At 69.7% G+C, this 20,505-nt stretch carries 20 protein-coding genes and 1 pseudogene; 11 read left to right on the top strand and 10 right to left on the bottom strand.

Annotation, left to right across the window (positions count from 1 at the left end):
• Positions 1-18 precede the first annotated feature (18 nt).
• Positions 19-546 carry a molybdenum cofactor biosysynthesis protein gene (locus AB0F91_RS02690; protein WP_360594135.1) on the top strand — a complete coding sequence of 176 codons (528 nt, stop codon included), beginning with the start codon at positions 19-21 and terminating at the stop codon, positions 544-546.
• On the top strand, positions 543-971 hold the full coding sequence (locus tag AB0F91_RS02685; protein WP_360594133.1) for a cupin domain-containing protein: 429 nt from the start codon (positions 543-545) through the stop codon (positions 969-971). Before AB0F91_RS02690 ends, AB0F91_RS02685 begins: the two co-directional genes overlap by 4 nt.
• A gap of 128 nt (positions 972-1,099) precedes the next feature.
• On the opposite strand, the gene AB0F91_RS02680 is transcribed toward AB0F91_RS02685, so the two are convergent.
• The 3 genes from AB0F91_RS02680 to AB0F91_RS02670 form a co-directional block, all read right to left on the bottom strand.
• Positions 1,100-1,327, bottom strand: coding sequence for a hypothetical protein (locus AB0F91_RS02680; RefSeq protein WP_285972495.1), 228 nt, complete (start codon positions 1,325-1,327; stop codon positions 1,100-1,102).
• A 237-nt stretch (positions 1,328-1,564) separates the two neighbouring features.
• Positions 1,565-3,739 (bottom strand): hypothetical protein, encoded by a 2,175-nt coding sequence (locus AB0F91_RS02675; RefSeq protein WP_360594131.1) that lies wholly within the window; start codon positions 3,737-3,739, stop codon positions 1,565-1,567.
• Positions 3,736-4,623, bottom strand: a complete 888-nt coding sequence (locus tag AB0F91_RS02670) for a 5'-methylthioadenosine/S-adenosylhomocysteine nucleosidase (protein ID WP_360594129.1) — start codon at positions 4,621-4,623, stop codon at positions 3,736-3,738. The genes AB0F91_RS02675 and AB0F91_RS02670 overlap by 4 nt, the downstream gene beginning before the upstream one ends.
• Before the next feature lie 212 nt (positions 4,624-4,835).
• On the opposite strand from AB0F91_RS02670, the gene AB0F91_RS02665 reads away from it, so the two are divergent.
• Positions 4,836-5,543, top strand: coding sequence for an NUDIX domain-containing protein (locus AB0F91_RS02665; RefSeq protein WP_360594127.1), 708 nt, complete (start codon positions 4,836-4,838; stop codon positions 5,541-5,543).
• Positions 5,544-5,757: 214 nt separating this feature from the next.
• Here the strand turns inward: AB0F91_RS02665 and AB0F91_RS02660 are convergent, their stop codons facing one another.
• Together AB0F91_RS02660 and AB0F91_RS02655 are read right to left on the bottom strand one after the other, a co-directional pair.
• Positions 5,758-6,639, bottom strand: a complete 882-nt coding sequence (locus AB0F91_RS02660; RefSeq protein ID WP_360594126.1) for an ion transporter — start codon at positions 6,637-6,639, stop codon at positions 5,758-5,760.
• A gap of 78 nt (positions 6,640-6,717) precedes the next feature.
• Complete coding sequence (locus tag AB0F91_RS02655) at positions 6,718-7,248, bottom strand: DUF4232 domain-containing protein (protein ID WP_360594124.1); 531 nt, start codon at positions 7,246-7,248, stop codon at positions 6,718-6,720.
• 303 nt (positions 7,249-7,551) lie between these two features.
• On the opposite strand from AB0F91_RS02655, the gene AB0F91_RS02650 reads away from it, so the two are divergent.
• Positions 7,552-7,839, top strand: a complete 288-nt coding sequence (locus tag AB0F91_RS02650) for a hypothetical protein (protein ID WP_360594122.1) — start codon at positions 7,552-7,554, stop codon at positions 7,837-7,839.
• Here the strand turns inward: AB0F91_RS02650 and AB0F91_RS02645 are convergent.
• Together AB0F91_RS02645 and AB0F91_RS02640 are read right to left on the bottom strand one after the other, a co-directional pair.
• Positions 7,787-8,347, bottom strand: a complete 561-nt coding sequence (locus AB0F91_RS02645; RefSeq protein ID WP_360594120.1) for a M15 family metallopeptidase — start codon at positions 8,345-8,347, stop codon at positions 7,787-7,789. The two genes, AB0F91_RS02650 and AB0F91_RS02645, sit on opposite strands and share 53 nt — an antisense overlap.
• A 104-nt stretch (positions 8,348-8,451) precedes the next feature.
• Complete coding sequence (locus AB0F91_RS02640; RefSeq protein WP_360594118.1) at positions 8,452-9,441, bottom strand: metalloregulator ArsR/SmtB family transcription factor; 990 nt, start codon at positions 9,439-9,441, stop codon at positions 8,452-8,454.
• 67 nt (positions 9,442-9,508) lie between these two features.
• On the opposite strand from AB0F91_RS02640, the gene AB0F91_RS02635 reads away from it, so the two are divergent.
• The 3 genes from AB0F91_RS02635 to AB0F91_RS02625 all read left to right on the top strand — a co-directional run bounded on the left by AB0F91_RS02635 (position 9,509) and on the right by AB0F91_RS02625 (position 12,140).
• Positions 9,509-10,699, top strand: coding sequence for an MFS transporter (locus tag AB0F91_RS02635; protein ID WP_360594117.1), 1,191 nt, complete (start codon positions 9,509-9,511; stop codon positions 10,697-10,699).
• Positions 10,696-11,157, top strand: a complete 462-nt coding sequence (locus AB0F91_RS02630; protein ID WP_360594115.1) for a MarR family winged helix-turn-helix transcriptional regulator — start codon at positions 10,696-10,698, stop codon at positions 11,155-11,157. The genes AB0F91_RS02635 and AB0F91_RS02630 overlap by 4 nt, the downstream gene beginning before the upstream one ends.
• Before the next feature lie 62 nt (positions 11,158-11,219).
• Positions 11,220-12,140 (top strand): hypothetical protein, encoded by a 921-nt coding sequence (locus tag AB0F91_RS02625; RefSeq protein WP_360594114.1) that lies wholly within the window; start codon positions 11,220-11,222, stop codon positions 12,138-12,140.
• A 45-nt stretch (positions 12,141-12,185) separates the two neighbouring features.
• Here the strand turns inward: AB0F91_RS02625 and AB0F91_RS02620 are convergent, their stop codons facing one another.
• The 3 genes from AB0F91_RS02620 to AB0F91_RS02610 form a co-directional block, all read right to left on the bottom strand.
• On the bottom strand, positions 12,186-12,983 hold the full coding sequence (locus tag AB0F91_RS02620) for a family 1 encapsulin nanocompartment shell protein (protein WP_360594112.1): 798 nt from the start codon (positions 12,981-12,983) through the stop codon (positions 12,186-12,188).
• Positions 12,980-14,020: a Dyp-type peroxidase gene (locus AB0F91_RS02615; protein ID WP_360594110.1), complete on the bottom strand. Its 1,041-nt coding sequence runs from the start codon at positions 14,018-14,020 to the stop codon at positions 12,980-12,982. The genes AB0F91_RS02620 and AB0F91_RS02615 overlap by 4 nt, the downstream gene beginning before the upstream one ends.
• A gap of 250 nt (positions 14,021-14,270) precedes the next feature.
• Positions 14,271-14,894, bottom strand: a complete 624-nt coding sequence (locus tag AB0F91_RS02610; RefSeq protein ID WP_360594109.1) for a TetR/AcrR family transcriptional regulator — start codon at positions 14,892-14,894, stop codon at positions 14,271-14,273.
• Positions 14,895-15,015: 121 nt separating this feature from the next.
• On the opposite strand from AB0F91_RS02610, the pseudogene AB0F91_RS02605 reads away from it, so the two are divergent.
• The 4 genes and pseudogenes from AB0F91_RS02605 to AB0F91_RS02590 all read left to right on the top strand — a co-directional run bounded on the left by AB0F91_RS02605 (position 15,016) and on the right by AB0F91_RS02590 (position 20,315).
• Positions 15,016-15,823 (top strand): annotated as a pseudogene (locus AB0F91_RS02605) (SDR family NAD(P)-dependent oxidoreductase).
• Between the two features lie 46 nt (positions 15,824-15,869).
• Entirely contained in the window at positions 15,870-16,991 is a 1,122-nt protein-coding gene (locus AB0F91_RS02600; protein WP_360594107.1) for a DUF5938 domain-containing protein, read from the top strand.
• 16 nt (positions 16,992-17,007) lie between these two features.
• Complete coding sequence (locus tag AB0F91_RS02595; protein ID WP_360594106.1) at positions 17,008-18,561, top strand: AMP-binding protein; 1,554 nt, start codon at positions 17,008-17,010, stop codon at positions 18,559-18,561.
• A 272-nt stretch (positions 18,562-18,833) separates the two neighbouring features.
• The gene (locus tag AB0F91_RS02590) at positions 18,834-20,315 is read left to right on the top strand and encodes an LCP family protein (protein ID WP_360594104.1); all 1,482 of its coding nucleotides are present in this window, start codon (positions 18,834-18,836) and stop codon (positions 20,313-20,315) included.
• The last annotated feature ends 190 nt before the right edge of the window (positions 20,316-20,505 follow it).

Here is a 20,505-nt window from a genome sequence, read left to right as displayed (position 1 = left end):
CGCAGGTAGGGTCGAGGTGTGGAAGACACGCCGGTGGAGATCGTTTCGCTGCTGACCTCGCCGGTGCACGCGTTCGAGGGCCGCCCGTCCGACGGCCCGCGGCCGGACCCGGGACCGGTGTCGCGCTCGTGTGTGGAGGTGCGCGCGGGCTTGGGCCTGGTCGGCGACCGCTATTTCAACCACGCCGCGCACCGCGACGCCGCCGTGACGGTGTTCGATGTCGCGGCGCTCGACGCGTTCGGCCCGGTGGACCCTCTGCTGACGCGCCGCAACATCCTGCTGCGCGGCTTCCGCATCGACGACCTCGCCGCCACGCGTGCACATCCGGGAGCCGTGTTCGCCCTGGACAGCGGCGAGGGCCCCGTGCGTTTCCAGGCCCGCCGCCCGGCGAACCCGTGTGCCTGGATGGACGTCTCCGTCGCCCCCGGCGCCTTCCGCGGCCTGCGCGGCCGCGGCGGCGTCCGCTGCGTCCCGCTCGACGACGGGGTGCTGCGGGTGGGACCGGCTCGCCTTACGGTGATGGAATCAGCAATGGAGGCCCGATGACCGACCAGTGGCACCAGCCGTTGCGCCACATCCGCGGCGGCTCGTTGACCGGGGACACCAACCAGACCACCGGGATGCGCCGGCTCGAAGCCATCTCGGGCAAAACGGTGGGCTCGCAGAAGGTCTGGATGGGCGAAACGCACGTCACGCCCCACACCAACTCCGGCGACCACCACCACGGCGAGGCCGAGACCGCCATCTACGTGAAGTCGGGCCACCCGGTGTTCGTCTTCGCGGACGGCCCTTCGGAGATCCGCCTGGAGACTTCGCCGGGCGACTACGTGTTCGTCCCGCCGTACGTGCCGCACCGCGAGGAGAATCCCACGGGCGAGGACGCAGTGGTGATCATCGCGCGTAGCAGCCAGGAGGGGATCGTGGTGAACCTGCCCAGTTTGTGGGCCGAGGTGGAGATCCCTTCGGACTAGGTCCAGGTCTCGAGCTCGAGCAGCCCCCGCCCGTCACCAGAGAGGCGGACGCCCCCGACGCGTGCGTCCTGGCGAAGGCCTACGCGAAGTCGACCATCCTGCTCGTGCGCGGGTCCTGAGCGCCCGCGTCAGGACCCCGGCAGCACCCGGCTGCTCAACGGCAACGCCTGGCGCTCCGGCGGCCACCACACCTGCGCGGGCGGGGGCGGCACGTCATCGTCGGGCAGTTCGAGGGCGTCCAGGCCACGCTGCCACCGGCTCCAGTGCGCGGCGCACAGCCCGCGCCACAGCGAGTCCTCCGAGCACTCCTGCCGTCGGCACGGCTGCACTTGCTGCCCGCTATCCACCACGTTCACGTCTCCAACCCGCGACTCGGCTCCCGACGCTCCCCAGCTTGCCTCGGAAACGATCGGAGCACCCCGTGTCCGCGCCAACACAACCCTTGTGCAGCAACGACAACGAAGGACTTCAGCGTACTCCCGTCCCTTCACCGCGCGGGCCGGGGCGTGCAGCACTCGTTCAGCGGTTGACGCCGCCGCCGGCCGAGGCCCGGGGGCGGCTCGAAGACCGCCCCCGGGTTTCCCTCCCCCGGGTCACCGTGGTTCGGGGACCTCCGGTCCCGCCTCCGGGCCGTCTTCACCGAAGGGGTCCCGCAACCCGTCGGCGAGCAACCTCGGGCCGGAGGCGCGCCGCCAGTCCTCCGACCGGCGCCGACGGCGTTCCTGCTCCCGCGCGATCCAGTCCCGGCCCTCGGCCGCGACGGCTTCGAGCACGTGCAGCGCACCGACGATGCCGGAGGCCTCGAGCGCGACGGAGTTGAGCCGGGCCGCGTCCTCCTGCTCCGTCACGTCGACCTGCCTGCGGTAGGTCTCGACGACCACCGAGATGTCGTCTCCGTCGAGCAGGCGCAGCCGGAACGCCCGTTTGCGCAGGGTGTGCTTGTCCAGGTGTGCGGCGGTGTCGTCGGTCCGCACGATGTAGCGCTTGTTGTCGGCGTAGCGCACGCCCACTTCGGACACCCGCGCAGACGCCAGGGCGTCGTACCGGAAGGAGGTCCGGCGCTCGTCGAGGGTGTTCGCGGTCAGGAAGTCGAGATCCACTTCGATCTCCCGCACCCCGCTGCGCGTCAGGAGGAAGACGAGGACCACGTACTTCGAGTACCGCATCGGCCCACCGGCTTCCCGGGCGCGGAGCGCGGAAGGATCACCTTCGGTGAGAACCACGTGCGCGACCACGTCACGGTTCGCGAGCGAAGCCCAGCGCAGAGCCGAGGTCTTGAGGTGGGACTTGTCGAGGTCCAGCCACACCGCCATCTCCGCGTCCGTCGGCCGATCCGCGAGCACCGCGAGCCAAGCGTCGTAGCCCTGCTGTTCCTCGGCGAACAACCGCCGGCCGGCCGCTTCCTGCTCCCCGTGCAACTGGCGCGCGGCGTAGACCTGCACGACCGGACGCCACACGAGGAACGCGCCGACCGCGGCGAAGACCGCGGCGCCGACGTAACCGGCCTGCGAGGTCGCCATTCCCACGAATCCGGCGACCGCCGCCGCGAAACCGAGGCGGAACAGCGCGGCCGTTCGCGAGGACGGCAGCAAGCCCGCGCGATAGCCGAACCTCGTGCCGGCCAGCCAGCCGTCCGCGACGCGTTTCGCATGCCACCGGATCAGCCAGTTCACCATGGGCGCCTGGACCTGGGCGTTTCCGTAGAGGGTGAGGAAGCGCCACTTGAGGTACTCGCGAACCCCTTCGGTCGCCGCCGGCCACTGACCTTCAACGTGCGGCCGGGCTTCGGAGAACCGCGCGTCCACCTGCTCGTGGATCTGCCGGACGAAGTCGGTCGAGACCCAGTGCCCCGGCGACACCATCGCCTGTCGCTGCAACGTGTACCCGTGCTCGGCGTCCAGCCACGCCAGCTTCCTCGCCCGCAACTCCCGGTCGAGCCCGGATCGCAGAGCGCCGCCGAAGCCGGCACCGAAAACGACCAGCGCGACCAACCCCAGCGCAGTGTTCCCCGAACCGATCGAAGACAGAGCCACGATCACCGCGATCACGAACGCCGCGACCCCCAGCCAGATCCGGGCCCACGTGGCCGTCGGAACGTTCACCGGCGCAACGCCGAGGGCCCTGGGCTTGGCCGGGGTCGGCTCGAAGAACTTCCACGCACGTTTCGCTCGACCGCCGTCCAGCCGCGCCTTCGCCACCCGCTGGGCTTCGACGACGTCAAGGTGGTCCTGGATCGCGCCGCCGAGCATCATGTCGAGGTGCCGGATGATCTCGATCCGGCGGCCGGCAGGCAGGGCGTTGAAGTTGTCGATGGCCTTCGTCAGCGCGGTCTGGTCGAGAACCTCCCCGCTTTCCTGCCGCCACACGCACGAGAGCAGATCGGCCACCACGGCGAGCGCGGTCCGCCACTCGTCGTCCGGGAACCGCGCCGCCGTGCGATTCGCGTCCCGGTACCGCGAGTACATTTCGTCACCCATCTCGTTCAGCGAGCGCTCGCTGAAGACGGAGAGCGCGTAGTAGTACGCGATCCGAGTGCTGGCGTGTCCGTTTCGCAGGAGGTCGGCGAAGATCGATTCGGCAGCCCGCGCGGTACCACCCCGCAGGTGGTTGAGCGCGACCTTGAACTTCCTTTCGGGCGGGTCTTCCTGGTTGACGTAGTACGTTCCGTTGTTGTGGAACGTGGTTTCCCCGAAGTTGACGCCGATCTGCTGGTCCACGTGCGCGTGGTCCTGCGCGACCGGACCAGATCGGTCAGGAGGGAAGTTCACCACTGGCCTCCGCCGAAATGCGTGGTGCCGTGGTTGATCCCGATCTGCTGGCCGACGCGGGCGTTGTCTCGCGCGATCATCGTCGGGGCAGGGCTCGGCGGAATCGCCGGGTCCTCCTTCGCCCGGCCCTCACCGTCCCGCCCGTCGTCGAGAGCGGCGGCCAGCGCGACGGCAAAGGCGGCGGCGTTGCGGGAAGCCGGCCCCTGCCAGCCTTCGCGGTCGGTGAGTTCCTTTTCGCCGTCGGCGTGGTCACTGATGCCGCGGATCGTGACGGCGGGGATGTTCTCGTTGAGGTGACCGGCCAGCGCCAGGCCCGCGCTCTCCATCTCCACGGCCACGGCGTCGTTGTAGTTCTTGCGCAACAGCTCCGCGACGTCCGAAAGCTCGGAGTCGAGCACCACGTCCCCGGCCGCGATCGGTCCCAAGTGGACCCGCGGGGTAGCACCCTGGCTCTGCGCGGGCAGGGAGTGGCTCCATGTGCCGTCGCGCTTGAGCGAGCGCGCGATCTGGTCGGCGCGGTGGGACAGCTCCCAGGCCCGCGGCCGGCTCAGCAGCCCTTCGTCGACGCTGCGGCCGCCCTGGTAGGCGTAGACCTTGTCCGCCACGATCACGTCGCCGAGCTGGAGCCATTCGCGGAGGCTGCCCGCGACGCCGACGAAGAGGATCGCCGCCGGGGAGAACTCCGCGACGGCCCGTTCGGCGAGCGCGGCCGCCGTGATGTTACCCATGCCCGTGACCGCGAGGGCCACGGTGCATCCCGGCCAGTCGTCGAGCGTGCCGACGTCGAACAGCGTGCCGGCCCGGTGGCTGCGCTGCTCCACACCGGTCATCCGGGCACGGACCGCGCCGTACTCGATGTCCAGCGCGGTGAGGATGACGATCATGGGGTCGCTCCGATTCGTTCCGTCATGGCGTTTCCTCCCGGGCAGCACGGGGTGACCGGCGGCCCGGTCGGACGGGGTCGGCGGCGGGAGGTGATGGGTGCAAGTTGCACGGTAGACCGCAAGGCTCATTCTCGTCAATACGACGAATATTTTCCCGCCAGCTACACTGTGCACTATGGACACTCGACCGGACGCCGCGGAACGCGCCGACGATGCCTGACGACGAGGGTTGGACCCTGCCCGAAGTCGCCGTCGCCGTGGACCTCGCAGTGCTCACAGTCCACGACGGAGCGTTGCAGATCATGCTGGTGAAGCGCGGAATCCCGCCCTACGAGGGGATGCTCGCCCTCCCCGGCGGCTTCCTCGCCTCGACCGAGGAAGACCTCGACGTCGCCGCCGCACGTGAGTTGCAGGAAGAGACCGGGCTCCACGCCAAGGATCTGCACCTGGAGCAGCTGCGCACTTACGGGACACCGGGGCGCGATCCGCGTCGCCGGGTCATCACCGTGTGCTACCTCGGCTTCTCGCCGAACTTGCCCGAGCCCGCGGCGGGCGGAGACGCGAGCGAGGCGGTGCTGATGCCCGTGGACAAGGTGCTGCGGCCGCGGGCGGCGGTCGCGTTCGACCACAAGAAGATCATCGCCGACGCCGTGGAACGCGCGCGGAGCAAGCTCGAGTACACCACGCTCGCGGCCGCGTTCTGCGGTCCCGAGTTCACCGTGACGGACCTGCGCGAGGTCTACGAGATCGTCTGGGGCGAGACCCTCGACCCCCGCAACTTCCACCGCAAGATCATGAGCGTGCCGGGTTTTCTGGTGCCGACCGGTGAACGGGTGTCACGCCAAGCCGGCCGTCCCGCGGCCGTGTTCCGACGCGGCCCGGCCACCATCCTGCACCCCGCGATGCTGCGCAGCTCCTGACGCAATTCTCGTCACCTTGACGTTAAAGGTGAGCAGGCCTACCGTGTACCCCATAATCGTCACATTGACACGAATGGGGGCCACATGGAGATCCACTGCACGGCGAGCTACGCGGTCCGCGCCGTCACGCTCGCTTTCGCCGCCGGCGCGACGCTGGGCGGCGTGCTGACCGGGTGCACGCTGGACACGGCCGCACCTCAGCAACCGCCTCCGGTCACCACCGCTGCTCAGGCGGCTTGGTCGGTTCCGGACGGGGATGGCTGAGGTCGTACTCCCGTGCCGCGGTGCGCTGGGGCCGAGTGCGGAGCAGGCTTTCGTCCGGGGAGTCGTCCACCTCGTTCAGGCCGAGGGAAACGGCGCGGCGGATTTGTTCGCGGTTTTCCCTCACCACAGCGGAGAAGAAGTCGTCGATGCGCGGGTCCAGGAGAACCTCGAGCAAGACCCGGAAGGACGCGTCGACGGCCGCGCGGACGATCTCGTCGTGGAAGGGCAGGCGGCGCAGCCGGCCGAGTTGTGGGTCGGCCGCGAGTTTTTCAGTGATGATGGCCCGAAGTTCCGCCTTGTTCTCGCTGAGCGACTTCGCGAGGTTCTCCGGGTAATTGCCGGTCTCGAGGACCTTGACGACCTCGTCCAGCACGGCGATCGTCACGGGTTTCTTGATGGCGAGGACGATCGGGTCGGAAAGTTTCTCCACCAGGCGGTAGAAGAACTGCTCCCCGACGGCCCGGTCGGCCGCGCGGCCGATGCGGATGAGCAGCAGCAGGCCGGCGATCACGTGGTGCTGCGCGACGAACGGCGGGTACGCGACCGGGATCATCGCGAAAACCTCGTACCAGTTGCGCGTCAGGAAGGCCATGCGCCAGGCGACCTTGCGCCACCGCCAGAGGAAGTGGAGCAGGAAGATGCCGCAGACCACGCAGTCGACGCGGAAGAACCACGCGTCGAGCTCCGCCGGTGGCGGGGGCCCGAGCAGCAGGTAGCCCAGGCCCCCGACGGAGACGACCGCGAGCAGGAACATCACCCAGTCGTCCACGTGCACGTTGCCGGGGAGGATCCCGCTGTTGAGCTCGGCCTCCCGCCGGCCGGTGGTAGTCATGCCATCTCCAGGAATCGACGCCGCGTGGCCCGATCATGGCACGTCAGCACGCCTCGGGCCGCGCGACGAGCCCCGGCGTCAGGCAGCGACGACCGGACCCACCGTGACGGTGTGGGCCTCGGCGGAAGCGTCGAGGGGCGACTGGTCCCACGGCAGCGTGATCTGCGGGTCGCTGGTGTCGCCGCGCGGGGTCGTGGTGCCGGAAGCCGTAATGGTGACGGCGGAGGGCTGGACCTGGTGCTCGGGCGCCTCGATGCCGCTCCAGTGCAGGAGCATCGTGGCCTGCTGACCATCGGCGATGGTGACCAGGGGCGCGTCCGAGGAGCCGGCCTCGGGGGTGACAGTGACGCCGTCGGCGCCGGTGAACGACACCGGCAGGGCGCCTTGGAAGTTGCAGGACTCGCCGGGCTTCGCGGTGAACACGACGTTCGCGTAGCGCTGCCCCGCGCCCGGGTCCCCGGCGACGATGGAGGTGTCGACCTGCGCCGCGGTGCAGCGGAAGTCGGTGGGCATGGCCGAGGCCGTACCCGCGCCGAGGAACGCGACGGAGGCGGCGGCCGCGCCGGCCAGAGCGGTGACAGTGGCGGCGCGGCGAAGAGTGCTGGTCATGGAGTGGCTCCCTCCCGGTACGCGAGCGGACGGTCCGCTGCGAGCGCGGCCGCCGGTGATTCATTAACCGGTCGAGCTCGCTCACTCGAAATATGCCCACGCCACGGGTGGATTACCGCCTGAAGTGGGATTGCCCCCACGGAAGCAACCTTGAGTGACCACGAGCGTCCACCACGTAGTGGACGTCGCGGAAGGATGACTGCGCGCCGGAAACCTCACCGAAGTATGACCTAATGCGTAACCCATGTGACCGGTTACGAATCCGCGCGCCAAGCTCGGTGCCCCGAACCGAAGGAGGAGCGGATGAAGACCATCGACAAGGGCGTCGCGGCGCTGGCCGTGATCGGCGGCTCGCTGGCGTTCGAGGTGGTGCTGGCCACGGCGTCGGCCACCGGCGCGGCCTTCACCGCCCGGAACGGCCGCGTGGTCACCCCGCCGGGACCCGGCTTCGGCACCCCGCAACACGGCGGCGACCCCGTCGCGTGCTTCCTGATCGACACGTTTCGCCGCCGCAGTGGGAAAACCGGACCAGGGAAAGCTAGCCCGCCGCGTTCGGCAACGGCGCCGGGCAGGTGCCACCTGGCGTCGTGAGCAGCTCGAAATGCCAGAGCTCATTGGAATACGCCTGGCAGAGGCCGTAGTCGGCGCCGTGGCGGATCAGCCAGTCGTCGGCGTCGGTCGGGCCGAGGTCCACGGCCTTGCCCGAGACGTGCGTCGATTTCTCCGGTGTGTTCACGTACTGACGCGCGTTTTCGAGGCTCCCGTACTTCTGGATCCCCTCTTCGAGCAGCCGTTGCTGATAAGCCTTGCTCCGCCAGCCTGAAGTCACCTTGAACTCGATCCCCCGCCCCCGCGCGTCCGTCGCCGCCTGCTGCAGCGCCTTCAGCAGATTCGGGTCCAGCTTCGACACGGCGGGATAGCTCGTGTCGAACGGGGTGAGGTCCTTCCCCGATGGAATCCCGCCCTGCGCCGGATCGGTGTCGGGCTCGGAGGAACCCGAGGCGACACCCGTCGGCCACTCCGCCGCCGCCGTGGAACACCCCGCGACGAGCACCGCGGGCAGCAGCAACAGCACGAGCTTGGCACGGAATTCAGGCATTCCCACTCCCGGACGACCCCACGACGATCACCCGGACCACGGTGCAACCCGCGTGTCCCCGGACCGTCAGGCGAATGTCCGCGCCGCGTAACAGCTGCGCAGGATCACGTAACAGCGCGCCGGCCGAGCAGCGCCGCGCCGAGCGGAGTCGTCAGGTACAGCACCGAACGCCCGGACCGCTGCCCCGCGACCAGGCCGTTCTCCCGCAACACGCGCAGGTGCTGCGAGACCGCGCTCGGCGAAACACCGAGCGACAACGCCAGATCCGTGGTCGTCGCCGGCGACCGCAGGGCTTCCAGCAGCTTCGCCCGCGGCCGGCCCAGCAGACGGACCAGGGCGTCGCCGTCCGGGGCGGCCCCGACCGTCCACAATGCACCGACTCCGCGCGCCGGATACCGCACGGTGGTCTGCGTGGCGGTGTTGCGCTTGATCAGCACGTCAGGCGAACCGAGCACGACCGGCATCAGCACCAGACCACCCGGCCCCCGGTTGACGACCACGTCCCGGCCCGTCCCGGACAGCCGCAAGCATCCGGCCGACCAGCTCAGCTCGGGATGCAGATCGGCGAACAGCCGTTGCGCGCCACCGACCGCCAGCTGCCGCGCCCGGTGGCCGACGTCGGCGTCCAGCACGGCCCGGATCCGCGGCCAATGCGGCGCCACCAGTCGTTCGTACGCCAGGCGCAACTCTTCCGCCAGCACCCGCAACCCCGCCGCCGGACGCGCCGCGAACTCCGCGACAGCCGACGGCGGATCGTCGCCGAAAACTCGCGAAATGCTGGCCCGCACCTGCCGCGCCGTGGTGCGCCCGAGCATGGCGAGATCGTCGTCGAGCGTGCTGGTCGCGTGCGCCGGAGCGGGGACGAGGAAGTTCGGCCAGCCCAACCCTTTGGCGGTCAGCAAAGCCCACGCCAGCGGCACATCGAGCGGCTCATGCGCGAGCTCGTCGGCCACCCACCGCAACCACGGCTGGTGCATCTGCCCCCGGGAGCGCCCCGTGACCTGCAGCAACGCCGCCACCGTCTCCGACAACGGCGACACGGCGAATCGCGTCGCCGCCAGCTCGGCGACGCCCACCTCGACGATGTCCGCCACACCACCGAGTATGTAGCACCCGGCTAAATCATGTCGTCACCGACGCAGCACCGCCAGGATCCCCGTCGTGACGAAACTGCCGCCGGGGTACCGGAAGCTGTGGTGGGCCAACGGGATCGACAACGTCGGCAACGGTGCCTTCGTCACGGCCATGCCGCTGCTGGCCGTCACCGTCACGCGCGATCCGCGGCTGGTTTCGCTCGTGGCCGCCGCCGAGTATGTGCCGTGGCTGCTGCTGTCCTTGCCCGCTGGTGCCTGGGCCGACCGGCACGACCGCGTCCGGCTCATGACGCGCGCCCAGCTCGCGCAGGCCGCGGTCGCCGGTGCCGTGGCGGTGCTCGTCGCCGGCCACCAGGCGACGATCGTGCTGCTGGTCCTCACGGCGGTCGCCCTCGGCGCGGGCGACGTCGTGTTCGGCACCGCCGCACAGGCGTTCCTGCCCGACGTCGTCCCAAACCCGTTGCTGCACCGCGCCAACGGTTCCCTTCAGGTCGCGAAGACGGTGGGTGTCCAGTTCGCCGGTCCCCCGCTGGGCAGCGCGTTGTTCGCGCTCGCCGCGGCGCTCCCGTTCGGGCTCGACGCGGTTTCCTTCGCCGTCTCCGCGGGACTCGTCGCGAAGCTGCCTCGCCGCACGCACCAAGCCACGCGGAAAGCCCGGATCGCCGAAGGACTCCACTGGCTCGCGCACCACCGGCTGCTGCGCACGCTCGCGATCCTGCTGGGCGTCAACACCTTCTGCGGCCAGCTCGCCACCGCGACCCTCGTCCTCCTCGCCACCCAGGTCCTCCACGTCAGCCCCGGCGGCTACGGGGTGCTGCTCGCGGCCGCGGCCGTCGGCAGCGTCGCCGGTGGGCTGGTCAACGCCCGGATCGTGGCGCGAATCGGGCCGCTCAGCGCACTCGTCACCAGCCTCGCCGCGAACGCCGCCGTCTTCGCCGCCATCGGCCTCAGCCCGAACGCCGTTGTCCTCGGTGTTTTCCTCGCCCTCAACGGTTTCGTCACCACGCTCTGGAACGTCGTCACCGTCAGCCTCCGCCAGGACCTCGTCCCGGCGCCGCTGCTCGGGCGCGTCACCAGCGTCTACAAACTCCTCGGCTGGGGCCTCATCCCCCTCGGCACGCTGACCGGAGGTTTCCTCGCGGCAGCCTTCGGGCTGCGGGTCCCTTACCCGGTCGCGGGCGCCGTGCGCGGCCTCGCGCTGCTGGCCGCGTTGCCGGTGCTGGTGCGAAACCGGCCCCGGTACCATCGCCCCTCATGACGGAACCGCGCTGGCTCGGCGACGGCGAGCAGCGTGTCTGGCGCGCCTTCCTCGCGATGAACCAGCGGCTCGACCACGCGCTCACCCGCCACCTGCAGGACGAGTTCGGCCTCTCCGGCGCCGACTACACGATCCTGGTCACCCTCTCCGAGGCCCCGGACGAGCGGATGCGCGCGTACGAGCTCATCGAGTCCACCGGCTGGGAGAAAAGCCGCCTCTCCCACCACCTCAAGCGCATGGAACGCCGCGGCCTCGTCTGCCGCGAGCCCACGGACAACGCGCGCTCCCCCGAGTTCTGCCTCACCCCCGAGGGCCACCAGGCCATCGTCGACGCCGCCCACGCCCACGTGGCACAGGTCCGCAAGTTCTTCTTCGACGTCGTCTCGCCCGCCGAAGCCACCCGCTTCGCCGCGACGTGCGAGAAGATCCTCGACGCCCTCGGCGGCACCCCCGCGTAGCACGATCGGGCAATTCACCGGGCCGGGCCGGAACCGCCCCCGCCCCCGGCCGTCTCCTGGTCATGACGATCTTGACGATCCGCCGCACGCTGGTGACCATCGCGGCTGTGGTGGCCGCGTCCGCCACAGCGACCACCGCCGTCTCGGCCGCCGGCGAGAACGACGTGACCGCCTTCGGCGCCGCCGACCGCGCGGCGGCGCTCGCGTACTGGACACCAGAGAAGATGAAGGCCGCCGGGGCCGACACGATCGACCGCGCGGAGCAGGTGGCGAAGCGCTGGGCCGGACCGGGGCCGCGGGGAGTCGGGCGACTCTTCTTCACCGAGGTCTCGCCTGGCGAAGCGCCACAGGACAGCTGGTGCACCGCCACCGCCGTGCCGAGCACGAGTGGCGACGTCCTCGTGACGGCCGGGCACTGCGCGTACGGCGGGCTGAACCGCGAGGACCAGGTGATCTCGATCAAGAACTCCGTTTTCGTGCCCGGCTACGACCAGGGCCGCCGCCCACAGGGGGTGTTCGCGACGCGCGCGCTCGCCTTCCGCCACTCCTACACCACGGGCAGCGAACCCGACGTCGCCATGGTCGTGCTCGACCAGCAGCAGGGGCGCCACGTCGCCCAGGTCGCGGGCACGCAGCGGATCTCCTTCGACCACAAGGGAACCACGCAGGCCGCGATCGTCGGCTACCCCGGTTCGAAGGCGTACTTCGGAGAAGCGCTGATGTGGTGCGACCTGCCCACGCACCAGGACCTGACCATGTCCGACCACTGGATGTCCACGTGCGACATGGCCGGCGGGGCGAGCGGCGGCCCGTGGTTCGCCGGCTTCAACCGCTGGACCGGCACCGGCGAGATCTTCTCGGTCACCAGCCGCGGTGAACTCGACTACGACGACACCACCGGCGAGTCCAAGACCCTCAGCCTCGAAGGCGCCCCGCTCGGCGCGGAAGCGAAGAACCTCTACGAAGCGGCCGAACAGCTCTGATGAAACGGGGAAGCCGCCCGAGCAGGGCCGCTTCCCCGTTCAACATCAAGCAGTGAGACCGACCGCGGCCTCGGCCGTGTTGACCAGGAACGTCAACGTCTCGCGGAAGTACAGCTGCACGCTGTCGGCGTCGTGGCTCGTGTAGCCGATCGACAGGTCTTGCCCGAAGTGCAGCTCGTAGTCGCCGCCGCGGGTCGTGAGCACGCAGGCTCCCTCGATGGCCGGCGTGAGGATCAGGTCCCCGTCCACGATCTGCTTCAGGTGCTCCAGCACCGGGTAACCGTGGTCGGCGGCCTCGATCGCGGCGGTGTACGCGGCGTTGCTCAGCAGCACCGAGTACGGCCCCGCGACGCCGGCCGAACGCAGCTTCGCCAGCGCGTCGCCGATCGCCTTGGGGTACGCGCTCGCCTCGCCGGGCAGCGCGACCGGGCTCAGCGAGGACGCCGGCCGGATGCCCGCGATGCCGGCGCCCGCGAAGCCGTCGAACACGATGCGGTCCTCGGCGTACGCGATGGCCTGCGCGGCGTCCTTCACCGGCTGCCAGTCCGCGTCCTTCGCGCCCCACTCCACGGAGTCGACGGCCTCACGCGTGACGGTGAAGGGCACCTTCAGGTCCACCATCCGCTGCGCCGTGCGAAGCCGCGTGGTCACTCCGGCCAGCGGGCTCTCGACGCCCTCGACGTGCCCGGTGCCCACGGCCGAGAGCGTCGCGTCGTCGGCCACGACCACGTCGACCACCTTGCGCGCCGACGCGAATTCGGCGAACGTGCGCCGAGCCTCGTCCTCGAGATCCGACCAGGCGACGTCGGAGATCGGGGCGAGTTCGCGATGCAGGTTGTTCATGACCGGTGACTCCTTCGCAGGCTGCCGATGCCCAGCGACGTACCGGGCTGGGGCGCCGGGGGCTGGGGTTTGAGTGACGGGGGCTCGGACTCGGGCTCGTCCGACGCATCGCTCGCGACGGTCGGGTCTTCCAGGAACTCCGCCGTGGGCACGTAGAACAGCGCACCCGTGAGCGGCGTCGAGAAGTCGAGGATGCGGTCGGTGTTGCCGGGCGGCGAGCCGACGAACATGTTCTCCAGCATCGTCTCGATGATCGAGGGCGTCTTGGCGTAGCCGATGAAGTACGTGCCGAACTCGCCGTACGCGGGACGCCCGAAGGGCATGTTGTCGCGCAGGATCTCGAGCTCGTTGCCGTCTTCGTCTTCGATCACGTTGAGCGCGATGTGCGAGTCGGCGGGCTTCTCGTCGTCCGACAACTCCACATCGGACAGTTTGCGCCGGCCGATCACCAGCTCCTGCTGCTCGGTGGTGAGCTTGTTCCACGCCGTCATGTCGTGCAGGTACTTCTGCACGACCACGTAGCTGCCGCCGTTGAACGCCTCGTCGTCGTCGACCAGCACGGCCTCGACGGCGCCGCGGCCGGTCGGGTTCTCGGTACCGTCGACGAACCCGAGCACGTCACGCGCGTCGAAGTAGCGGAAGCCCTGCACCTCGTCGACGACCGTGACCACGCCCTCGAGCCGCGCCATGATCAGCGACTCGAGCTCGAAACACAGGTCCATGCGCTCGGCCCGCAAGTGGAACAGCAGGTCGGCCTTGGTCGTCACGCTCGTGTGCTTGTCGCCGGCGAACACGGGCAGGTCGTGCAGCTCGGCCGGCTTCGGCGAGCCGTAGATCCGGTCCCACGCCGACGAGCTGATGCCGGCCACGCAGGTGAGGCCGCCGTCCAGCGACCGGAACCCGACGGAACGCTGCAACCCGGCCAGATCGGCCAGCAGGTCCTTCGCCACGGACTCCCCGCCGGGGTTCACCCGGACCAGGAGGAAGATCGCCGCGCGCGTGAGCGGGCCGACCACCCCCTGGGGCTCCGGAGGCAACTCAGCTGAGGATGCCGTCACCGAGCACCCCCCGCGCAGCGCGCTTTCCCGACCACTGGCCCTCCTGCCTGCCCGACTGAACGTCGGAATCCTACTGTGCTGCCCGTTGCCAATCCGACCACAGTCACGGCGGGAACGGTCGCCAGACACGGTAACGTCCGATCGGGTTCCCGCCTACTTTTGGCCGGATGGGTAAACCTGGTGCGCTGGAATCGCCCGCCGCACTCGACGGGCCGGGCAGCGCGCGAGGTCAGGCTGTGCAGAACAGTTGCTTGACCACGCGCGGCACAGCTTCACCCAGCTCGTCGGCTGCGGTCTCGCGCCCGGCGAGGTGCCGGACCAGGAACTGCTGGAAGAGGCCGTCGAACGTGGCGTACGCGACCGCCTCGGACACCTGCGGCACGGCGTCGGCCAGCTCGGCGTAGCGCTCGACGACGCGCCAGATCATGGCCTGCCTGCGGTCGTCTATCTCGAGCACGTCGGCGCGGAAGGACTCCTCGAACAGGCTCTGGTTGCGCAAGTCGTACCAGAGGCGGTGCATCACGGCGTCGGTGCGCAGCGTGGCCGCCATGGCCGCGCCGAAGCCGCGTTCGAGCTCCTCGGCGGTGTGCGCCTCGGCCACCACGTCGTCGTAGCGCGTCACGCAGACCTCTTCGAACTTGCGCACCGAGTAGGTGAGCAGCTCGACCTTGTCGGCGAAGTAGTAGTGCAGCACGCCGTGGGAGAAATCCGACTTCTGGGCGATCTCGCGCAGGCTCGTGCGGGCGTAGCCCAGCTCGGCGAGCGCCTGCAGTGCGGACTCCGCCAGCTGCTCGCGCCGCTGGGCGAACTTGTCCACGCCCCGGCGCGAGATGCGCTCCTTTGCCTGCGTCACGCCGGGAGTCTAGCGCCGCCCGGCACCCTGCGCGGAAATTCCTTGACAACTGTCCAAGAAAATCTTGACGACTGTCCAAAGTTACCTACGGTGTGACCTACGCCGCTGCCTCTAGGAGGAGATGTCGATGGTTTCCTACGACCTGAGCGGGCGAACCGCGCTGGTGACAGGTGGGGCACAGGGCCTGGGGGCCGGGATGGCCGAGGCGCTCGCGAAGGCCGGGGCCACCGTGGTCGTCGCCGACGTGCAGGACGAGCTGGGCCGCATGACGGCCGACTCCATCAAGCAGACCGGCGCCACGGCCGGGTTTGTCCACCTCGACGTGACCGAAGACGCGGGCTGGGAGCAGGCCGTCGCGGCGGTCGTCGGCGAGCACGGCAGCCTCGACGTGCTGGTGAACAACGCCGGCGTGGAGATCACCGGCCTCGTCGCCGACCTCGATCCCGCTCATGTGCGCAAGATGCTCGAGGTCAACGTGCTGGGCACCGCGCTCGGCGTGAAACACGCGTTCCGCGCGATGCGCCCCGGCGGCGCGGCCGGCAACGGCGGGTCGATCGTGAACATCTCCTCGGTCGCCGCGACCATCGTTCCCCGGGATCGCGGGCTACTCCGCCACGAAGTCGGCCGTCGACCGGCTCACGCGCGTGGCCGCGATGGAGGCCGGGAAGCTCGGTTACGGCGTGCGCGTGAACTGCGTGTACCCGGGCCTCGTGCCCACACAGATGGGCAACCAGCTGGCCAACGACGTCGTCGAGGTGGGGTTGTTCCCCAGCGTCGAGGAAGCGATCGGCGCCGTGGTCGGGCCGACGCCGGCGGGGCGGCTCGGCGAGGTGACCGACATGGCCGACGCGGTGGTGTTCCTCGCCTCCGACGCCGCCCGCTTCATCACCGGTGCGGGGCTGCCGGTCGACGGCGGCATGGGCATGTGACCGGTACTCCCCTGACTTCAGCGACCTCTGCGAAAGGACAACCGTCGTGAGCAAGCCCGTCGTCGTCTACGGCGCTTCCGGCTACACCGGACGCTTGATCTGCGAATACCTGCGTGAGTACAACGTGCCCTTCGTCGCCGCGGGGCGCGACAAGGCCCGGCTGCAGGAGTCGCTCGACCACATCCCCGGCCTCGACACCGTGGACCACGAGGTGGTGGAGGTGGCCCACGAGGTCGGCCCGCTCACCGAGCTGTTCGCGGGGGCCTCGGTGGTGTGCAACACCGTCGGCCCGTTCAGCGAATACAGTCACGAGGTCGTGCAGGCCTGCCTCGCGGCGGGGGCGCACTACCTCGACACGACCGGCGAGCAGGACTGGCTGATCTCGGCCGAGGAGCGCTACGGGGCCGACATGGCGGCCCAGGGCCTGCTGCTGTCTCCGGGCATCGCGCAGATGTACACGACCGGCGAGATCGCCGCGAACATCTGCCTGGAGACCCCCGGGCTGGACACCCTCGACATCCTGGTGTTCTGGAAGGGCTACCCGACCGTCGCGTCGACTCGCACCATCCTCGTCAACGCGGCGCTTTCGTCGGCGTACTACCTGGAGCAGAACGAGTACCAGGAGTGGCCGGCCGACGGCGGACTGCACGACGTCGTCGTGCCGGGTCACCACGAAACCGGACTCGCGCTGCCGTGGGGCGGCACTTCGCACCCGGTCTGGTTCAAGCGCGACCCGCGCGTCGCGAACGTGAAGGCCATCGGCGGCGTGTTCGACCGCGCACTGATGCAGGGCGTGCCGATGATCGTCGCCGCCGTGCTGGAGCAGGTGAAGGGCCTGCCGGAGGCCGGGAAGCTGAAGGTGCTGCACGAGCAGGCCGCCGCCGTACGCGACGAGATGCCACCGCGGGAGAACCAGCGGGTCAACACGTCACTGGACTCCGTGCACGCGTCGGGCCCGCTGGGGCGCGCCCACTGCGTGATCCACGGGACCTGCAACTACAAGCAGACGGGCCTGTTGCAGGCGTACGCCGCGTACTCGCTGTTGCAGCAGCCACCGCGGCGCGCCGGGTTCGCGTCGGCGTGCCAGACGTTCGGGCACCGGGAGCTGCTCGGCGTGCTGCGGTCGTTCGGGCTCGTGTCCAACCCCGTGCTGACCGTGCACGCGTGAGCCGGGGAGACGAGCGGTGCGGCTGATCGACTACCTCGACAAGGGCGCCTCGCTGGGTGCTTCGGCGCCGTGCTTGACGAAGGACGGCGTTTCACTGAGCTACGGCGAGGTCCAGGAGCTGTCCTGGCGGGTCACCCGTGCGCTGGCGCGCTCGGGCGTGCGGCCGGGCGAGAAGGTCGCGATCCTCTCGGGGAACGACCCGGTGTCGTTCGGTTGCGTCTTCGGCATCAGCCGCGCAGGGGCGGTCTGGTGCCCGGTCAACCCGCGCAACGAGGCGGCCGAGAACAGGGAGCTGCTCGACCTGTTCGACTGCACGTGCTTGCTGGTGCAGTCGTCGTTCGCACCGCTCGTCTCCCGCATTCTGCCCGACCTGCCGGCGGTGAAGACCGTGGTGTGCCTGGACGGTTCGATGCCGGGGGCGGTGTCGTTGCCGGAGTGGCTCGACGGGCTCGACGGGCTCGGCGCGGCGCTGTGCGACATGTCGCCGTTCGAAGCAGCGCCGCCCGACGACGTCGCGCTGCTCGTCGGCACAGGCGGCACCACGGGCCGGCCGAAGGGCATCGTGCTGACCGGGCACAACATCGAGACGATGTCGGCGCTCACGCTCATGAGTTACCCGTTCTCACCGCGGCCGCGGTACCTCGCGTTGGCGCCCCTGACCCACGCGGCCGGCGTGCTGTGTTTCCCGGTGCTGACGCTGGGCGGCGAGATCGTCGTGATGGCAAAGCCGGACCTGGGCGAGTTCCTGGCCTTGGTGCAACGGCACCGCATCACGCACACGTTCCTGCCGCCGACGTTGATCTACTCGCTGCTGGACCATCCCGATCTGTCCACAACGGACTTCAGCTCGATGGACTGCCTTTGGTACGGCGCCGCCCCGATGTCGGCGGCGCGGCTCGAAGAGGCGATCACGCGGATCGGCCCGGTACTGGGCCAGCTCTTCGGCCAGAGCGAAGCACCCATGATGATCTCGACCCTGGCACCGGCCGAGCACTTCCACGCCGACGGTTCCCTCGCCCGCGAACGCTTCACCTCCGCGGGCCGGCCCACGCCGCTCACGCGGGTGGCCATCATGTCCGACGACGGATCCCTGCTGCCCTCCGGCTCGCGCGGCGAGATCGTGGTGCGCGGGCCGCTCGTGATGCCGGGCTACTACAAGAACCCCGCGGAGACGGAGGACGTCAGCCGCTACGGCTGGCACCACACCGGCGACATCGGTTACCTCGACGACGAGGGTTACCTCCACATCGTGGACCGCGCCAAGGACATGATCATCACGGGCGGCTTCAACGTGTACTCCGCGGAAGTCGAGCAGGCGCTGATGACACACCCGGACGTGCAGGACTGCGCCGTGGTCGGCCTGCCCCACGAGAAATGGGGCGAACAGGTCGCCGCGGTCGTCCAGCTCCACAGAGGACGGTCGGTGCCGCAGGACGAGCTCCGCGCCGTCGTGAAGGAGCTCCTGGGCAGCGTCAAAACCCCGAAGGTCGTCCGGATCTGGCCCGACCTCCCGCGGTCGAAGGTGGGCAAAGTGCTGAAGGCGGACGTCAAGGCCCAGCTGCTCCGCTGAGCGGCACCCGCCGGACAATCGCCGCCGCGACAGGGACACAGGCGTCCCCGCGGCGGCGATTTTCGCGTGTCCGCGTGAACACGCTGCGCCAGCCCGCGCGCCTCCGCGAACAATCACCGGCACAGCCCTTTGTCCGATCTTGTCCACTCCCGTTGCGACACCGAAATCGCCCCCCGGCCGAGGCCGGAGACGGGGCCGCTACCGTTGGCATTTCGAGCACCGGACGGCGTCGGGCCCCGGTATGCCGGAGAACCTGCAGAAGAGGAGCCCTGATGCGTCGCACCAAGGCCTCCGGTCCGCTGCGTGCGGCCCAAGTCGTGCTCGTCGTTGTGTCGCTGCTCGTGCTGGGCGGCACCGGTTACGCGTGGTCGACCCTGCAGTCGCTCACCGACGGCCTGACCAGGGCCGATGTGATCACCGGCGCCGACCAGCCGCCGCTGGGCGAGCAGAACATCCTCATGGTCGGCCTCGACACGCGCACCGACGCGCAGGGCAACCCGCTGCCCGCCGACGTGCTCTCGCAGCTGCACGCGGGCGGTGCCGACGACGGCGGTGACACGACCGACACCATGATCGTCATCCACATCCCCGCGGGTGCCGGCCAGGCGACGGCGATCTCCATCCCGCGTGACTCCTACGTGAAGATCGCCGGCGACTACGGCAAGCACAAGATCAACTCCGCGTATACCTACGGCCTGGTCGCGGAGAAGAACAAGCTGGTCGCACAGGGTGTGTCCGGTGCGCAGCTGGAGACGGACTCCGCCCAGGCCGGCGCCAAGACGGCGATCGACACCGTGCAGCAGTTCACCGGGCTCACCATCACGCACTACGCAGCCGTGAACCTCGCCGGCTTCTACTACCTGAGCGAGGCCGTCGGCGGCGTGCCGGTGTGTCTGAACAAGGCCGTGCACGACTCGTACTCGGGCGCGAACTTCGCGGCGGGGCCGCAGAGCGTCGGCGGGGCGAAGGCGCTGCAGTTCGTGCGCCAGCGCCACGGGCTGCCCAACGGCGACCTCGACCGCATCAAACGCCAGCAGGTGTTCATGGCGAGCATGGCCAAGACGATCCTGTCGGCCGGCACGCTCGCCGACCCGGGCAAGCTGGGCGACCTGATCACGGCCGTGAAGAAGGCCGTGGTGGTCGACTCCGGCTGGGACATCGTCGGGTTCGCGCAGCAGCTGCACGGGATGAGCGCGGGCGCGCTGAAGTTCGTCACCGTGCCGGTCGTGAACATCTCGCTCAAGACGCCGTCGGACGGCGACGCGGTGGAGGTGGATCCCGGCCAGGTGCAGCAGTTCGTGCGCCAGCAGCTGGGCACGCCGACGACTTCTTCGTCGAACGCACCCGCTGCGCCGGGCGACTCGAGCCTGAGCCAGTACACCGTGGACGTGCGCAACGCGTCGGACACCAGCGGCCTGGCCGCGAGCGTGGCCGAGAAGCTCGCGGCCGCCGGGTACGCCAAGGGCACGGTGGCCAACGCGACCACGCGCAAGATGTCGATCGTCTTCTACGGCCACAGCCAGAAGTCCGAGGCGACGCAAATCGCGAAGACGCTCGGCGGGATCGCCGTGAGCCCCGACTCCTCGCTGGACAAGGACCACTTCCGGGTGTTCCTGGGCAAGGACTACGAAGACTCCAGCGGCTCGTCGAGCACCGGCGGCGCGCCGCAGGTGCGCCCGGCGGCGTACGTGAGCCCCGCACCCGCACAGGCCCCGCCGCCGATCACCGGCGACGGCGTCCCCTGCGTGAACTGAGTCCTTTTCGCCCGATAACTCGTTCGAACATTCTGGTAATTCGCTTTTGCTTCGCGCCTTCGGTAACGCTTACTCCGCGCTTTAAGCCAACATGAAAAGGGTGGCCGCGAGTGCCGAAGAGCTCGCGCAGCGTGTGCTCGCGCCCGGCGGTGCCCGTCAGCCGGAGTCCCGGATCTCCGCCGGCTCGCAG

The sequence above is a fragment of the Amycolatopsis sp. NPDC023774 genome, from assembly GCF_040639695.1.
GTDB lineage: Bacteria > Actinomycetota > Actinomycetes > Mycobacteriales > Pseudonocardiaceae > Amycolatopsis.
Note: the sequence above shows the minus strand (reverse complement) of the source record. Positions and strands in the feature narration are given on the sequence as shown.

Excerpts from the sequence above, each read along its gene's own strand:
- AB0F91_RS02665 (WP_360594127.1), top strand. The coding sequence starts at position 4,836 with ATGCCTGACGACGAGGGTTGGACCCTGCCCGAAGTCGCCGTCGCCGTG.
- AB0F91_RS02660 (WP_360594126.1), bottom strand. The coding sequence starts at position 6,639 with ATGACTACCACCGGCCGGCGGGAGGCCGAGCTCAACAGCGGGATCCTC.
- AB0F91_RS02620 (WP_360594112.1), bottom strand. The coding sequence starts at position 12,983 with ATGAACAACCTGCATCGCGAACTCGCCCCGATCTCCGACGTCGCCTGG.
- AB0F91_RS02590 (WP_360594104.1), top strand. The coding sequence starts at position 18,834 with ATGCGTCGCACCAAGGCCTCCGGTCCGCTGCGTGCGGCCCAAGTCGTG.
- AB0F91_RS02670 (WP_360594129.1), bottom strand. The coding sequence starts at position 4,623 with ATGATCGTCATCCTCACCGCGCTGGACATCGAGTACGGCGCGGTCCGT.
- AB0F91_RS02630 (WP_360594115.1), top strand. The coding sequence starts at position 10,696 with ATGACGGAACCGCGCTGGCTCGGCGACGGCGAGCAGCGTGTCTGGCGC.
- AB0F91_RS02645 (WP_360594120.1), bottom strand. The coding sequence starts at position 8,347 with ATGCCTGAATTCCGTGCCAAGCTCGTGCTGTTGCTGCTGCCCGCGGTG.
- AB0F91_RS02650 (WP_360594122.1), top strand. The coding sequence starts at position 7,552 with ATGAAGACCATCGACAAGGGCGTCGCGGCGCTGGCCGTGATCGGCGGC.
- AB0F91_RS02655 (WP_360594124.1), bottom strand. The coding sequence starts at position 7,248 with ATGACCAGCACTCTTCGCCGCGCCGCCACTGTCACCGCTCTGGCCGGC.
- AB0F91_RS02625 (WP_360594114.1), top strand. The coding sequence starts at position 11,220 with ATGACGATCTTGACGATCCGCCGCACGCTGGTGACCATCGCGGCTGTG.
- AB0F91_RS02685 (WP_360594133.1), top strand. The coding sequence starts at position 543 with ATGACCGACCAGTGGCACCAGCCGTTGCGCCACATCCGCGGCGGCTCG.